12 protein-coding genes are annotated in these 13,730 nt (G+C 65.9%); all 12 read right to left on the reverse strand.

What is annotated here, in order from left to right; all coding sequences use genetic code 11:
* Positions 1-393: 393 nt before the first annotated feature.
* From ElP_RS24565 to ElP_RS24620, 12 genes are read right to left on the reverse strand one after another with little or no spacing between them, the layout of a single operon-like run.
* A complete protein-coding gene (locus tag ElP_RS24565) occupies positions 394-834 on the reverse strand; it encodes a cytochrome C oxidase subunit IV family protein (protein ID WP_197446338.1) in 441 nt (146 codons plus the stop codon).
* Positions 831-1,505, reverse strand: coding sequence for a cytochrome c oxidase subunit 3 (locus tag ElP_RS24570; protein WP_231749245.1), 675 nt, complete (start codon positions 1,503-1,505; stop codon positions 831-833). Before ElP_RS24570 ends, ElP_RS24565 begins: the two co-directional genes overlap by 4 nt.
* Positions 1,498-3,177: a cytochrome c oxidase subunit I gene (ctaD, locus tag ElP_RS24575; protein ID WP_145274409.1), complete on the reverse strand. Its 1,680-nt coding sequence runs from the start codon at positions 3,175-3,177 to the stop codon at positions 1,498-1,500. Before ctaD ends, ElP_RS24570 begins: the two co-directional genes overlap by 8 nt.
* Positions 3,174-4,238 carry a cytochrome c oxidase subunit II gene (gene coxB / locus ElP_RS24580; RefSeq protein ID WP_145274412.1) on the reverse strand — a complete coding sequence of 355 codons (1,065 nt, stop codon included), beginning with the start codon at positions 4,236-4,238 and terminating at the stop codon, positions 3,174-3,176. Before coxB ends, ctaD begins: the two co-directional genes overlap by 4 nt.
* A 16-nt stretch (positions 4,239-4,254) precedes the next feature.
* Positions 4,255-5,163 carry an SCO family protein gene (locus ElP_RS24585; RefSeq protein WP_145274415.1) on the reverse strand — a complete coding sequence of 303 codons (909 nt, stop codon included), beginning with the start codon at positions 5,161-5,163 and terminating at the stop codon, positions 4,255-4,257.
* Positions 5,160-5,591, reverse strand: coding sequence for a hypothetical protein (locus tag ElP_RS24590; RefSeq protein WP_145274418.1), 432 nt, complete (start codon positions 5,589-5,591; stop codon positions 5,160-5,162). Before ElP_RS24590 ends, ElP_RS24585 begins: the two co-directional genes overlap by 4 nt.
* A gap of 4 nt (positions 5,592-5,595) precedes the next feature.
* The gene (locus ElP_RS24595) at positions 5,596-6,960 is read right to left on the reverse strand and encodes a YfhO family protein (protein ID WP_145274421.1); all 1,365 of its coding nucleotides are present in this window, start codon (positions 6,958-6,960) and stop codon (positions 5,596-5,598) included.
* A complete protein-coding gene (locus tag ElP_RS24600; RefSeq protein WP_231749246.1) occupies positions 6,957-7,586 on the reverse strand; it encodes a c-type cytochrome in 630 nt (209 codons plus the stop codon). The genes ElP_RS24595 and ElP_RS24600 overlap by 4 nt, the downstream gene beginning before the upstream one ends.
* Positions 7,583-8,125, reverse strand: a complete 543-nt coding sequence (locus ElP_RS24605) for a DUF3341 domain-containing protein (RefSeq protein WP_145274424.1) — start codon at positions 8,123-8,125, stop codon at positions 7,583-7,585. Before ElP_RS24605 ends, ElP_RS24600 begins: the two co-directional genes overlap by 4 nt.
* Before the next feature lie 21 nt (positions 8,126-8,146).
* Positions 8,147-9,583 (reverse strand): NrfD/PsrC family molybdoenzyme membrane anchor subunit, encoded by a 1,437-nt coding sequence (gene nrfD / locus ElP_RS24610; protein ID WP_145274427.1) that lies wholly within the window; start codon positions 9,581-9,583, stop codon positions 8,147-8,149.
* 10 nt (positions 9,584-9,593) lie between these two features.
* Positions 9,594-12,818 (reverse strand): TAT-variant-translocated molybdopterin oxidoreductase, encoded by a 3,225-nt coding sequence (locus tag ElP_RS24615; protein WP_145274430.1) that lies wholly within the window; start codon positions 12,816-12,818, stop codon positions 9,594-9,596.
* Positions 12,815-13,564 (reverse strand): cytochrome c3 family protein, encoded by a 750-nt coding sequence (locus ElP_RS24620; RefSeq protein ID WP_197446339.1) that lies wholly within the window; start codon positions 13,562-13,564, stop codon positions 12,815-12,817. Before ElP_RS24620 ends, ElP_RS24615 begins: the two co-directional genes overlap by 4 nt.
* Positions 13,565-13,730: the final 166 nt, after the last annotated feature.

Here is a 13,730-nt window from a genome sequence, read left to right on the forward strand (position 1 = left end):
CGATCCGAAGGCGCGAGGCACCGTTGCAGGATCGCAGAGGATCGACGTGACGAACGCGGTCGGATTCCGCCTTCGGATCGCATCATGCGAGTCGAGATGCGAGGAATCGTATTGGACGACGACCCTGGCATCGGGCGGAATGAGGGGAATCCAGTCGATCGAGTCGAGAAGGCCCCGACGTCTCGTGTCCATTCGGCTCGACTCCTCGACCAGGTCGCGGAGGAACCCTCGGGGATCGATCTCGACCACGGATCGGGATGCGACCAAACGACTTAACCCGAAGCGAACGGCCGACCGGAGTCGTCCACCGGTCGGCCGGACTTGTTTGCTCGGATGGAGGCGAAGTCGATGCGGCGACGCGATCGGGCTCTCCGGCCCCGATCGCGGAATCGGTCAATGGTCGGGACGTGCCCCCCGATCGGGATATGAATCGCCACCCGACTCACCGGTCGTCTCGTGGGTCGACAGTGACAGGTTGCTGTCCGGATCGGGGAGGGAGCCGAAGTAATCCTGGGCGTAATCGCGGGTCGTGCCGGTCGTCACGATCGGCGAGAGCCAGCCCCGACTCAGGAAGTCGGACATGGAGAAGGCGATCAGGATCAACAACCAGAAGGTGCCCGATCCGGCGAAGAGCCAGGTCAATCTGCTGCTGAATCTCAGGTGCATGAAGTAAAGCATGATCAGGATCGCCTTGACGAATGCGATCGTCAGGGCAATCGGGATCTCCAACGCACCCAGGTCGAGCGTGGAGACGGCGACCGTGAGGGCCAGTAGGGCCATCAGGATCGCGAAGATGATCAGGTTGGTCCGGATCGTGAAGACGTGCTGGCTCATCGGTTTATCAGGTAGAGGATCGGGTAGAGGAAGACCCAGACGATGTCGACGAAGTGCCAGTAGAGGCCGAGCATCTCGACCTGGGTCGCACCACCGCCCGAGAACCATCGACGCCAGACGAGCACCGCCATGATCGCCATGATCACGATGCCGATGATCATGTGCAGCGCATGGATGCCGGTCAACGTGAAGTAGAAGGACCAGAAGAGGATCTGGCGACCCGGATACAGATCCAGTCTGAAGCCGAGCCCCGGGACGAGCCCCAGGTGGTAGTCGTGGATCCACTCGTACGCCTTGACGCCGAGGAAGGCCGAGCCGAGCACGATGGTCGCGATCAGCAGCCAGATGGTCTCTCGGTCCCGGCGGAGTTGGGCGGCCCGGACGGCCAGGGCCATCGCCAGGCTGGAGACGAGCAGGACGCCGGTGTTGACGGCGCCGAGCATCACGTCGAGGTGATGGCTCGCCAGCCGCATCGCGGGGGCGTACATCGTCTGGAAGATCGCGAAGGCCCCGAGGACCCCCCCGAAGAAGAGGACTTCCGTGGCGAGGAAGGCCCACATCCCGAGGGAGGAACTCTCGTGCTGCTGGTTCAGGTCGTCGAAGTGATGGTACAGGTACGTATCGTCCTGACCATAGGTATTGTCGTGGGCGTGGGCGGTGGCGCTAGACAATGCCATGCTCCTGGACTGCGCGATGCATGTCGGCGAATTCCTGCAACTCGTAGTCATAGGGACCGCCGGTGACGATCGGGGATTCCTCGAAGTTGTGCGGCGAGGGGGGGCTGCTGGTCTGCCACTCGAGGCCGTAGGCGCCCCAGGGATTCTTGCCGGCGACCTTGCCGATGACCAGAGAGAGCGGCAGGTAGATCAGCGGCATCAGGTAGCCGACCGCCAGGATCGAGGCCCCGGCCGTCGACATCACGTTGAGGACCTGATATTCCTGCGGGTACTCGTAGTATCGCCTCGGCATGCCGACGTACCCCAGGATGAACTGGGGGAAGAAGGTCAGGTTGAAGCCGATGAAGATGGTGAGGGCCGACAGGGCGCCCCAGAACTCGGAATACAACCGACCCGTAATCTTCGGCCACCAGAAGTGGAGCCCGCCCATGTACGCCATCAACATGCCGCCGACCATGACGTAATGGAAATGGGCGACGATGAAGTAGGTGTCATGGACGTGGACGTCGACGGCCATCGTCGCCAGGAACAGGCCGGTGAGGCCGCCGATGGTGAACAGGCCGATGAAGCCCAGGGCGTACAGCATCGGGGTCTTGAAGCTGACCGATCCCTTGTAGAGGGTGGCCGTCCAGTTGAAGACCTTGATCCCCGAGGGCACGGCCACGAGGAAGCTGAGCACCGAGAAGATCATCCCGGCGTACATCGACTGGCTGGAGACGAACATGTGGTGCCCCCAGACCAGGAAGCCGAGCACGGCGATCGCGAGTAACGCCCCGGCCATGAACGTGTAGCCGAAGATCTTCTTCCGGGCGAAGGCGGTCACGATCTCGCTGATCACCCCGAACCCCGGGAGGATCATGATGTAGACTGCGGGGTGGCTGTAGAACCAGAAGAGGTGCTGGAACAGCAGCGGGTCGCCGCCGTAGGCCGGGTCGAAGATGCCGACCTGGAAGAGACGCTCGACGGCGACGAGCAAGATCGTGATCGCCAGCACCGGCGTGCCGAGCACGATGATGATGCTGGTCGCGTAATGGGCCCAGACGAAGAGCGGCAAGCGGAGCCAGGTCATCCCCGGCGCACGCATCGTGTGGATCGTCACGATGAAGTTCAAGGCCGTCAGGATCGACGAGAAGCCGACGATGAAGATACCCATCGCCGCGGCGATCACCTGGGTGTTCGAGAACATCGTCGAGTAGGGCGTGTAGAAGGTCCAGCCCGTGTCGACGCCCCCGGACACCAGGGCGTACATCGTGAAGAGGCCGCCGGCCATGTAGACGTACCAGCTCAGCAGGTTGAGCCGGGGGAAGGCCAGGTCCCGCGCCCCGATCATGATCGGCAGCAGGAAGTTCCCGAACACCGCCGGGATGGAGGGGATCAGGAAGAAGAAGATCATGAACACGCCGTGGATGGTGAACGCCCGGTTGTAGTCGTCCGGCGTGTTGAAGACGTCGCCCCGGGGCGTCATCAGCTCCATCCGGACCAGGGATGCGGCGGCGCCCCCGAAGATGAAGAAGACGGTGATCGACGCCAGGTAGAGCAGCGCAATCCGCTTGTGGTCGGTCGTGAGCAGCCAGCTCTTGATCGAGTAATCGGCCCCGAGATAGCCTCGGGTCGAATCGGAGGCCTCGATGGACCTCGGATCATCGGCCCTGGATTCGGTGCTCATCGCTCGTTCCCTCCGTTATCCTGCTGGGGCATCCCCGTGATCTCTGTGACGTTGGTCACGGCCCCCTCTCCCGGGTCCATGCCTCGGTCGTCGAGGGCTCGGGTCGGGCGTCCCCGGCCGATCGACTTGATGTAGGCGATGAGCTTCAGCACGTCTTCTTCCGGGATCTGGCCGGCGAAGGAGGGCATGAGCGGCTCGTAACCGGCAACGACCTCGTTCTTGGGAAGCAGGATGGAATCCCGGACGTATCGTTCATCGGCCCTGATGAGCTTGACGCCGCTCTGCGGGTCGGCCGGGTCGTTGAGAAGCGGCACCGGGCCCCCGTAAACCCCCTCCAGCGGCGGGGCCTTCACGGTCGAGTTGGTCCCGTGGCACCCGCTGCAGTGGTACTGGCGGAAAAGCGCCGCGCCTTCGGCGGCCATGCCGGTCGTCTCGCTGCTGCCTTCGAGCCACGCCTCGTACTCGGCGGGCTCCATCACGGTGACCCAGCCCCCCATCCGGGAATGCTCGGTACCGCAATACTCGGTGCAGAAGAGGCGGTACCGCCCGACCTTGGTGGGCAAGAACCACATCGTCGTATAGCGGCCGGGCAGGACGTCCTGCTTCACCCGGAAGTCGGGGATGAAAAAGCTGTGGATCACGTCCTGCGAGGTCATGATCAACCGGACCGGCTTCCCCACGGGGACGTGCAGTTCGTTGATCTCTTTGCTGCCCTCGGGGTGCTGGGCCTTCCACATCCACTGCTTGCCGATGACGTAGATCTCGACCGAGTCGCCGGGGGGGGCGATCAGGTCGAAATAAACGATTGCCCCCCAGACGAACAGGCCGATGCCGAGCAGCGTGGGCACGGTGATATAGAACGCCTCGGCGATCGGGCTGGAGTCCTTGATGTTGGACCGATCGGCCCGCGAGCCTCGACGGTATTTCACCGCGAAGAACAGCACGAAGAAGGCGAAGGCGAAGGTGAACGCCGCGCTGACGAGCAACAGGCCGATGTAGAGTGCGTCGACCCTCGGCGCGTGCGTCGATGCGGAGTCGGGGAAGAGTGGGAAGTCCCACATGGGTCCGGGTTCTCGCTTAGCGGTCCTGATGGGCGTTCGAAGAGGGGATGAGCCCGGCGGGGTTCGCCGCGGCCCGCCGCCGGTCCCTGAGGAACATCGCGATCATGTAGGAGCCGAGCAACAGCAGCGTCCCGACGCCGAGGATCCGGATCACGTTCATGATGGCGAAGCTGTAGGTCCCGCTCTCGGGATCGTATGCGTAGCAGAGCAAGAGGGCCTGTTCCGCGACGCCGCCGATCTTGCCCTGAGACGCCTCGGTTAATGCCAGCCTCAGGTCGCGGGCCGGGTAGCTGATCCCGTAGACGTACCGTGAAACCTTCCCATCGGGCGTCAAGAAGACGATCCCGGCGGCGTGGGCGTAGAGGTTGGTCTCGGGATTGAACGAGTAGCGGAAGCCGACCGAGTCGGCGAGGGCGTCGATCGCCCCGACGTCGTCGCTGGTCAGGAAGTGCCAGCCCTGGCGGGCCTCCTCGCCGGCGTAGTGGTAGGCCCTCAGGACGGCCGCCTCCTTGGCAATCGCCGATTGCGGCGTGTCTTTCGGGTTGATGCTGACGCTGACCACGTCGAAATCGGTGCCGACGGTGTAATCATCGAGGACGTTGAGGCTGCGGACCAAGGCGTCGAGGACCTGGTTGCACAGCAGCGGGCAGTCGAAGTAGACGAGGTTCAGGACGACCGGCCGGTCGCCGATCACGTCGCCGAGGCGTACGGATCGCCCCCGCTCGTCCGTGAAGGCCAGGTCGAGCGGCACCTGGGCCCCGGGCTTCTGCTCGAACTTGACCCGGCTCAGGACCCCGGGTTGCGGGGCCAGTACCGGGCGTTCCGTCCGCGTCACCGACGGCTGGGCCCACGCCGGGGCGGCGGGGGCCGCGACCAGGGTGAGCGCCGCGACGGCGAGGATCCGCGAACGGGCCGAACGATTCATTCCGAGTCCCCTCGATCGATGTCGTCTCGGGCCGGGAGTCCGTTCTCCGCGGTGATCTGCATGGCGCGTTCGATCGGGATGTGGGCGACGCCATTTCCCCGGTCGACCCAGCCGTAGGATTCCAATCGCCGAGTCACGTCCGTCCTCATCTTCGACATATCCCGGCCCGGATCCTCCTGGAGCCTGGCGCCGGGATAGAGGTCGGGGTCGTTCAGGGAGAAGACGGCGGGGCGCCGCTGGTCGATCCGCTGCTTGCTCAGGCTGAAGCGGTCCATCATTGCGGCGACCGCGAAGAAGACCACGACCACGACCACGACGAGTCCGACGGCGAAGATGCCGATGGAGGCGACGTTGATCCGGTCTTCCTGGTGGCCCCGGGCGTGGGGATTCAGGGTCTCGTCCGGAGTGATCTGTTGATGATCGGCCATCGGTTCAGGCCCTCGCCTGCGGAGGTTGAGGGTGGGCATGCGCCCGGAGTTCGATCAGGCCCGGGTCGTGCCGGACCACCAGGGGCCGCGACTTGAGGACGAAGAGGTAGGCGGCCAACCAGAGCCCGCCGACGCCGATCATCGCGGCCAGGTCGAGCAGGTGAGGCACCGGGCGATCATAGCCGAGTGACGGGGCGAGCAGCCAGAACACGTCGACCACGTGGGCGCCCAGGATCAGGGCCGAGATGGCCCGCAACCGGGAGGTGCTCTCCTTGTTCGCCCGGAACAGCAACACGGTGAATGGCAGGAAGAAGTGGAAGATCGCCAGGAACCCGACCACGTACTGCCAGCCGTGGGCCGAACGGTCGAGATACCAGGGGATTTCCTCGCTCAGGTCGCCGCTCCAGATGATCAGGAACTGGCTGTAGGAGGTGTAGGCCCACAGCATCACGAAGGCGAGCATCAGGTTGCCGAGGTCCCGCAGCCGCTTGGGCTGGGGGAGATCCTCGAGCGCCCCCCGGTCGGCCAGCAGGGTAGTCACGATATTGATGACCGCGAAGGTCATCAGGCCCATGCCGATGATCAGCATCGCCCCGTAGAGCGTGGAATACCAGGCCGGGTCGAGCGACATGGCCCAGTCGAACAGGGCGAAGGTGGCGGTCAGGAAGACGAGGATGATCCCGGGTGCGGCAACCTTTCCCATCTTCCGGGTGGCGGGCCAGGGATCCTCCGATCGATCCTGTTCGGTCGACCACCGGACCATGAAGGAGGCGAAGACGGACCAGACGGCGAAGTAGCCGATCGCCCGACCGAAGAAGAAGGCCCGGTTGAACCAGATTTCCTTGTGGTTATAGCCGGAGGCGTGCCCGCCGTCGGAGCCCTCGACGACCTCGTCCAGGGCGAAGGTGTATCTAGGGCCGAGGGATCCGGTCGTCCCCTCGGCCTCGGCGTGCCCCTCGTCGTCGCCCTCGACGTGCTCGGCGTGAGACTCGCCGTGGACAGCCCCGGCCCAGGGGTAGAGCTGCCCGATGCCGATGGCGATGGGGAGGAAAAGCGGGATCATCAGGGCCAGGGTCGAGGCCCCCGCCTCGAGCGGACGTCGGACGACCAGGCCCCAGGTGCCCGAGGCGAGGTGGTTGATCAGCAGGAGCAGCGTGCTGCCGATCGGCACCCCGAGCCAGAAGAGGTAGGCCATCAGGTACGATCCGAGCACCTGCCGGACGTCGAAGGCCGCCCCCACGATGCAGACGCCCAGCCCGGCGAGGCCGACGACGCCCGAGATGCGGAACAGCCGATCGAGTCGGGAGGAGATCCCCTCGCCATCGCCCTGGCCGTTCCCGCCGGTGGTGTTCCCGAAGAACCTGCTCACTGGGCCGCCTCCTGGGGCTGCTCGAGCCGCTGCCGATCCGCCTCGGGGAGGCCGTCGACCTGGGCGTACTGGCTCAGTTGTAGGGCCTTGACGTAGGCGACCACGGCCCATCGGTCGCGGGGCTTGATGCGATGAGCATAGGAATACATCGCGCCATAACCCCGGGTGATCACGTCGAAGAAATGGCCGACGGGCACCTCCCGGAGCCGCTGCTCGTGGAAGCTCGGCGGCTTGGGCAACCCGCGCTGGACGATCATGCCGTCGCCGTTCCCCAGCCCACCGTGGCAGGGGACGCAGAAGGACTCATATCGGACTCGCCCCCGGGCGAGGACCGCCTCGTCCACCTCGAAGGGGAAGCTGTCGACGAGCAGGCCGCCTTCCCGGCCGTATTCGAGGTGTTCGTCCTGCCGGGCCCAGCCCCGGGGGACGGTCCCCGCCACCAGCGGCCTCGCGGAAATGCCGTCCTCGAAGAAGACGCTGGGCTCGAAGGTGTCGTAGCGGGGCTGGTCGTACATCTCGTTCCGGCAGCCGCCGAGGCCGAGCAGCGTCGACCCGCCCAGCAGCAGCGCGACGGCCATTCGCCCGGCGAAGGAGGCGACCGCGAGGGGTCGGATCGATCGAATCACGGCCTCACCTCCGACAACGTCTCTGGGTTGAGCCCTTCCAGGAAGGTGCGCGTCTCGACCTCGTCGAACGCCTCGTCGTCCCAGCGGATGAAGAGGAAGAAACGGTCGCTGGACGCCCGGGCGAACTCCGGTGCGTTGAAGACGGGGTGGTACGGCAGGGGCAGGCCGTTGAGCAGGATCATGCCGACCACGGCCGACAGGGCGGCGGCGAGCACGGTGCACTCGAACGTCACCGGGATGAAGGCCGGCCAGCTATTGAGCGGCTTGCCGCCGACGTTCAGCGGGTAGTCGATCACCGCCGAGAAGTACTGCATCCCGAAGCCGCCGAGCCCGCCGAGCAGGCCCCCGAGGAAGACGATCGCCGGGATCCGGTTCTTGCGGAAACCGATCGCCTCGGCCAGTCCCTCGACCGGCATGGGCGAATGGGCCTCCATCCGCCGGAACCCGGCCTCGTGCGCCCGGTTGGCCGCGTCGACCAGTTCTTCCGGCGTCTTGAACCCGGCGAGGTAGCCGTAGAGTTCCGGGTGGGTGATATCCATCGTTTCCGGTTCCACTCCCGATCAGGCGTGCGAAGAGTCGCCGTTGCCGTGCTCGTTGCCCCGTCCCTGCCCGTGACCTTCCCGGTGCTGCACCTCGTGGACGAGTTCCTTCATCTCGGTGATCGAGATGGCGGGCAGGACCCGGACGAAGAGGAACATCAGGCTGAGGAAGACGCCGATCGTCCCCAGGTAGAGCGACCAGTCCCAGACGGTGGGCGTGTAGTGCTCCCAGGCGGCCGGCACGAAGTCGCTGCTGAGGCTCGTGACGACGATGATGAACCGCTCGAGCCACATGCCGACGTTGATCGCCATCGAGATCAGCCAGAGCACGATCACGTTCTTCCTGCAGAACCGGACCCAGAGCAATTGCGGGATCACGATGTTGCAGGCGATCAGGCCCCAGTAGTACACGCGGTAGGGGCCGAACGGCCGATTGCGGAGGATCATGAAATGCTCGTATTCGTTCTCCCCGTACCAGGCGATGAAGTCCTCCATCAGGTAGCCGTAGGCGACGATCAGGCCGGTCGTGAGCATGACCTTGGCCATGTTGTCGAGGTGGCGGTCGGTGATGAAGTCCTGCATCCCGTAGACCGCCCGCATCGGGATCGCCAGGGTCAGCACCATCGCGAATCCGGCGAAGACCGCCCCGGCGACGAAATACGGCGGGAAGATCGTCGTGTGCCAGCCGGGGACGATGCCGACGGCGAAGTCGTACGACACGATCGTGTGCACAGAGACGACCAGCGGCGTCGCCAGACCGGCGAGCAGCAGGTAGGCCGTCTGATACCTCGACCAGTGGCGGGCCGATCCCCGCCAGCCCATCGCGCCGATCCCGTAGAGCACCTTGGCGACCCGGTGCTTCGCCTTATCCCGCAGGGTGCCGAGGTCGGGGATCAGCCCGATGTACCAGAACAGCAGCGAGACGGTCGCGTAGGTCGACACCGCGAAGACGTCGAACACCAGCGGGCTGCGAAACTGGGGCCAGAGGGCCATGGTGTTCGGGTACGGCATCAGCCAGTAGAACACCCAGGGGCGGCCGAGGTGGAGGATCGGATACATGCCGGCGCAGGCGACGGCGAAGAGGGTCATCGCCTCGGCGAACCGGTTGATCGAGGTCCGCCAGTCCTGCCTCAGGAGCAGCAAGATCGCCGAGATCAGCGTGCCGGCGTGGCCGATGCCGATCCACCAGACGAAGTTGATGATCGCGAAGCCCCACATCACGGGCACGTTCAGCCCCCAGATGCCCGTGCCGTTGGCCAGCAGCCAGACGACCGAGACCAGGAAGAGCTGGAGGAGCCCGAAGGAGGCCGCGAAGCCGATCAACCACTGCTTCTTGAACCCCTTGGTCAGGACAACATCGCTGATCTTGTCCGTGACGGAGGTGAAGTCGTGGCCGGGGCCGATGATCGGCGCGACCTGGGTGCCGCCGCTCTCGCGTTCGTTCTTCTCGTTCGCCATCGACTCCGCCTCACGCCGTCGCGATCTCGGGGTTCGGATTGGTCACTCGGGCCAGGTAGGTCGTCCGGGGGCGGGTATTCAGCTCCTCGGCGAGCATCCCGTAGTTGCGCGGCGACTTCTTCAGTCGGGTCACCTCGGAGGTCTCGTCGTTCAGATCGCCGAAGACCAGGGCCCGGGTCGGGCAGGCGGCCTGACACGCGGTGACGATCTCGCCGTCTCGCACGCGACGCCCCTCCAGCTCCGATTGGATCTTGCCCTCGTAGATCCGCTGCACGCAGTAGGTGCACTTCTCCATGACGCCCCGGGACCGTACGGTGACGTCCGGATTGTGCAGGAGGACCAGCGGGGTGATCCCGGAGCTGAGGGAGGTGTCCTCGAGCTCCATCTTGGAGTACTTCAGGAAATTGAAGTGGCGGACCTTGTAGGGGCAGTTGTTGGAGCAGTACCGCGTGCCGACGCAGCGGTTGTACACCATGTTGTTCAGCCCCTCGTGATCGTGCACGGTCGCGCCGACCGGGCAGACCGGCTCGCACGGGGCCTTCTCGCAGTGCATGCAGAAACGGGGCTGGAAGGCGACCTTGGGATTTCCGAGGTCATGCGTCGGGGCGTCCCGGCCCTCGACGGCGAAGTAGCGGTCGACTTCCATCCAGTGCATGATCCGGCCGCGCTTGACCTCGCGCTTGCCGACCACGGGGATGTTGTTCTCCGCCTGGCAGGCCACGACGCAGGCCGCACAGCCGACGCATCGGTTCAGGTCGACCGTCATGCCCCAGGCGTAGCCGGGGTAGCCGTTCCAGCCCTCTCCCCGGTCCGCGGAGTAATCGAAGCTCGGATAGAGCGACGGGGTCTCCTCGCCGTGCCTGGCCGAGACGTGGTGCCCGGCGTGGGCGAAGTCGGGATTGGCCTGGTACTGCTCGAGCGTCGCCTCGCGGATCAGGTCCCGACCCTCGATCGAGCGCTGGAGTTGCGTCGAGGCCAGCTCATAGGTCTGGCCGGTCGCATTCAGCGAGACGCCGGGGATGATCCAGGGAGTACCCGACGGCCGGATCTCGTAGGCGTTGAACCCGGTCCCATCGCCGACCCGTCCGGCACGGCGTCGGCCGTAGCCCAGGTGCAGCGTGACCGCGCCTTCCGCGTGGCCGGGCATCACGAAGATCGGGACGTTTACAGTGACCGTGCCGACGGTCAGCCCGACCACGTCCCCCATCTCCAGTCCCGAGAGCGGCCCGCCGGAATCCTCGGCGACCAACGAGGCCGGGACCATCAGGGCGTTGTCCCAGGTCAGCTTCGTGACCGGCTTCGGGCACTCCTGGAGCCAGGCGTTATTGGCGTATCGCCCGTCATAAATGGTGGGATCCGGCGCGAGCACCAGTTCCAGTTCCCCGCCCTCGGCCGCCAGGGTGTCATCGGCCGTCACCAGCGACCCGGGTTCCTGGATCGAGACCTCGACCGCCTCGGACCCGGTCTCCGGGACGAGCCCATCGTGCAGGATCTTCCGCCAGCGTTTCTGGAAGCCGGGATCCTCGGTGGGGGATTCGACGCCCTCGGCGAGTCGGCCGCCCCAGTATTGCTCCAGCAGGACCCGCCCCTCGGGGTTTCGCTCGACGAGCAGGGCCGCGAGGACTTCGATGGCGGACTTGCCGCCGTAGAGCGGGGCGATCAACGGCTGGGCGAGCGTGGCGGTGCCGTCGAAGGCCCGGCCGTCTCCCCAGGCCTCGAGGAAATGGGCCTCGGGGACATGCCACTGGCACAGCTCTCCCGTCTCGTCGAGGTAGAGCCCGGAGTGGATCCGGAGCACCTTCTCGTTCACCATCGCCTCGCCGAAGCCGAGGTCGACCGGCGCGTCGTACACGGGGTTGACCCCGATCATGACGAGAATGTCGACCTCGCCGGCCTTGAGGTCGTCGACCAAGTCGCGGAGATCCTCGGCCTGATCGACCGACCGGGCTTCGACAGGATTGATGAATTTGACCGTCTTGCCGACGTTCCCGAGCGCGAGATTCATGGCGTGGGCCAGGGCGTGGACCGACGGCGGCTGACCCTCTCCCGCGAGGACGAGCGAGGTCCCCTGGTGTTCGGCGAGGTCCCGGGCGAGGGGACCGACCCAGGCCGTAGCCTCCTCGGGAAGCTCCGCGGACGGCTCGGGCAGCCCATCGACGCCGACCTGCCGCGCGAGGGCGAGGGCGAAGTCCTTGATCCGGCTGGCCGCCAGTGGGAGGCGATGATCCGCCTTGGAGCCGGTCACCGTGAGGTTGCACTCGACCGAGTAGAGCCGGTTGATTCCCCTCGGGTGGTCCGGATCCCGACGGTCGGCATAGCCCCGGGCGAGGACCAGGTGGCCGGGCCCGAAGTAGAGGAAATCTGCGTCGAGCGAGAGGATGCGGTCGGCCTGTTCGAGGTCGAAGACCGGCTGCACATCCTCGCCGAAGGCCCGGATGGCGCCCCGCCGGGCGTTGTCGCGATTGACCGGCTCATACTGATGCCATCGGGCGCCGGGCAAGGCTTCGGTCAGCCGGGCGATCTGGTCGGCCAGGGTCGGGGAAGTGATGGTGCCGGTGAGGATTCGGAGCCCCTCGCCGGAGCCCTTGGCCCTCCGCGCCTCGTACTGATCGGCCATCGCCTCCTGGAAGTCCTCCCAGGTGCTGGGGCGACCGTTGCGGAGGATGGATTGGGAGCGGTCCGGGTCGTAGAGGGAGAGCAGTTCGGCCTGCGCGAAGATGTCCGTCGCCCCGACGGCCGTCGAGATCTCGGCCCGGTCCGGGTCGGCCCCGGGGTCCGGCTCCCTCGGCGGCAGGCAGGCGGGAGAGGCGGGGTGAAGGGCATTCCCCTCGATCTTGATCGGCCGCCCCTCCTGGCTCTCGACCAGCAGGCCGACGGCATCGCCGTCGAGGCCCTTCATGGAGGTGGCGAAGAAGAGCGGCCTGCCCTGGACCATCTCCTCGGGGGCCTTGACGTACGGGACGATCCGCTCGGGGGGCGAGAAAGCGCAGCCGCTGACGCCGGCCAGCGCGAGCGACGCGGCCATCAGCTTGAGGAACTGGCGACGGCTGGTCGGGTCGTCCCAGGTGTCGGCCTGCTCAGGGAATTCCCGCTGGACGTAGCGGAGGAATTCCTCGGACTCGGACAACTGCTCCAGGCCTCGCCAGTACTGCGGACCGGAGGCCCCATCCAGGCGAGAGCGGAGCGCGGACAGGTTCAGGGGGGTCCGCTTCGGCGCGTGCTGGGGCTCTCTCATCGGTGGCACACCGCGCAATTGGTCATGGGGGTGTCATGGCCGAGCGTGGGGACTTCGTACATCGCGGCGAGCAGGTATCCCAGCTCCTCCTGCGAGACGTAGTCGTCGGCCGTCAAGCTCTGGTAGGTCCCCGCGTCGGCCTCGCGTTGGACGAACTCGCGGACCGCGTCCTGATCGGCGGCGACCGACCAGTCGAGGTTGTAGATCTCCTCCCTGGGGCGGAGGTGCTTCTCGGGGTTGCGGTGGCACTCCAGGCACCAGCCCATGTTCATCGACTCCTCCTTCCAGGCCAGCGGCATCTCGTCGACCCGGCCGTGGCAGGAATAGCAGCCGACGCCCTTCTTGACGTGGATGGAGTGATTGAAGTAGGCGTAGTCGGGGACGTCGTGGACCCGGTTCCACTCGATCGGCCGGTCCAGGGCCAGGCTCTCCCGGACAGGGGCCAGCATCGGCGCGTCGGTCCAGACCTGGGAGTGGCAGCTCATGCAGGTGTAGGTCGGGGGCATCCCGGCGAAGTAGGATTCCTCGACCGACCCGTGGCAGTACCGGCAGTCGATCCCCAGTCCGCCGACGTGGTGCTCGTGGGAGAAGGGGATCGGTTGATCCTTCACGACGTCGACACCCGTCTGGTAGGGCGACGAGATGATCAGGTATGACACCCCAACCGCTCCCAGGGCCGCGAGGGCCCCGCCGAGGATGCTCACTCGGGCGAGGGTATTGGCGCTCGGGTGGAAAATCTGGGCCATCGCTCTCCTCAACTCGCCGACCACGAAGGACGACTCGGACGCCTACACCGAGACCGCCGGCGCCCCCGGCCGCCCGACAAACCCGTCGGGACGACCACGACGGCCTGATCGGTCCGGGTCGACGTTGCAGTTCGTGATTTATTTCACGAAGTCGGGCGAAATGCAA

Source organism: Tautonia plasticadhaerens, assembly GCF_007752535.1.
In the GTDB taxonomy this organism is placed as follows: Bacteria; Planctomycetota; Planctomycetia; order Isosphaerales; family Isosphaeraceae; genus Tautonia; species Tautonia plasticadhaerens.

Coding starts and splice junctions, on each gene's coding strand:
- ElP_RS24585 (WP_145274415.1), bottom strand. CDS start 5,163: ATGAATCGTTCGGCCCGTTCGCGGATCCTCGCCGTCGCGGCGCTCACC.
- coxB (WP_145274412.1), bottom strand. CDS start 4,238: ATGTGGGACTTCCCACTCTTCCCCGACTCCGCATCGACGCACGCGCCG.
- ElP_RS24615 (WP_145274430.1), bottom strand. CDS start 12,818: ATGAGAGAGCCCCAGCACGCGCCGAAGCGGACCCCCCTGAACCTGTCC.
- ElP_RS24620 (WP_197446339.1), bottom strand. CDS start 13,564: ATGGCCCAGATTTTCCACCCGAGCGCCAATACCCTCGCCCGAGTGAGC.
- ElP_RS24565 (WP_197446338.1), bottom strand. CDS start 834: ATGAGCCAGCACGTCTTCACGATCCGGACCAACCTGATCATCTTCGCG.
- nrfD (WP_145274427.1), bottom strand. CDS start 9,583: ATGGCGAACGAGAAGAACGAACGCGAGAGCGGCGGCACCCAGGTCGCG.
- ctaD (WP_145274409.1), bottom strand. CDS start 3,177: ATGAGCACCGAATCCAGGGCCGATGATCCGAGGTCCATCGAGGCCTCC.
- ElP_RS24590 (WP_145274418.1), bottom strand. CDS start 5,591: ATGGCCGATCATCAACAGATCACTCCGGACGAGACCCTGAATCCCCAC.
- ElP_RS24605 (WP_145274424.1), bottom strand. CDS start 8,125: ATGGATATCACCCACCCGGAACTCTACGGCTACCTCGCCGGGTTCAAG.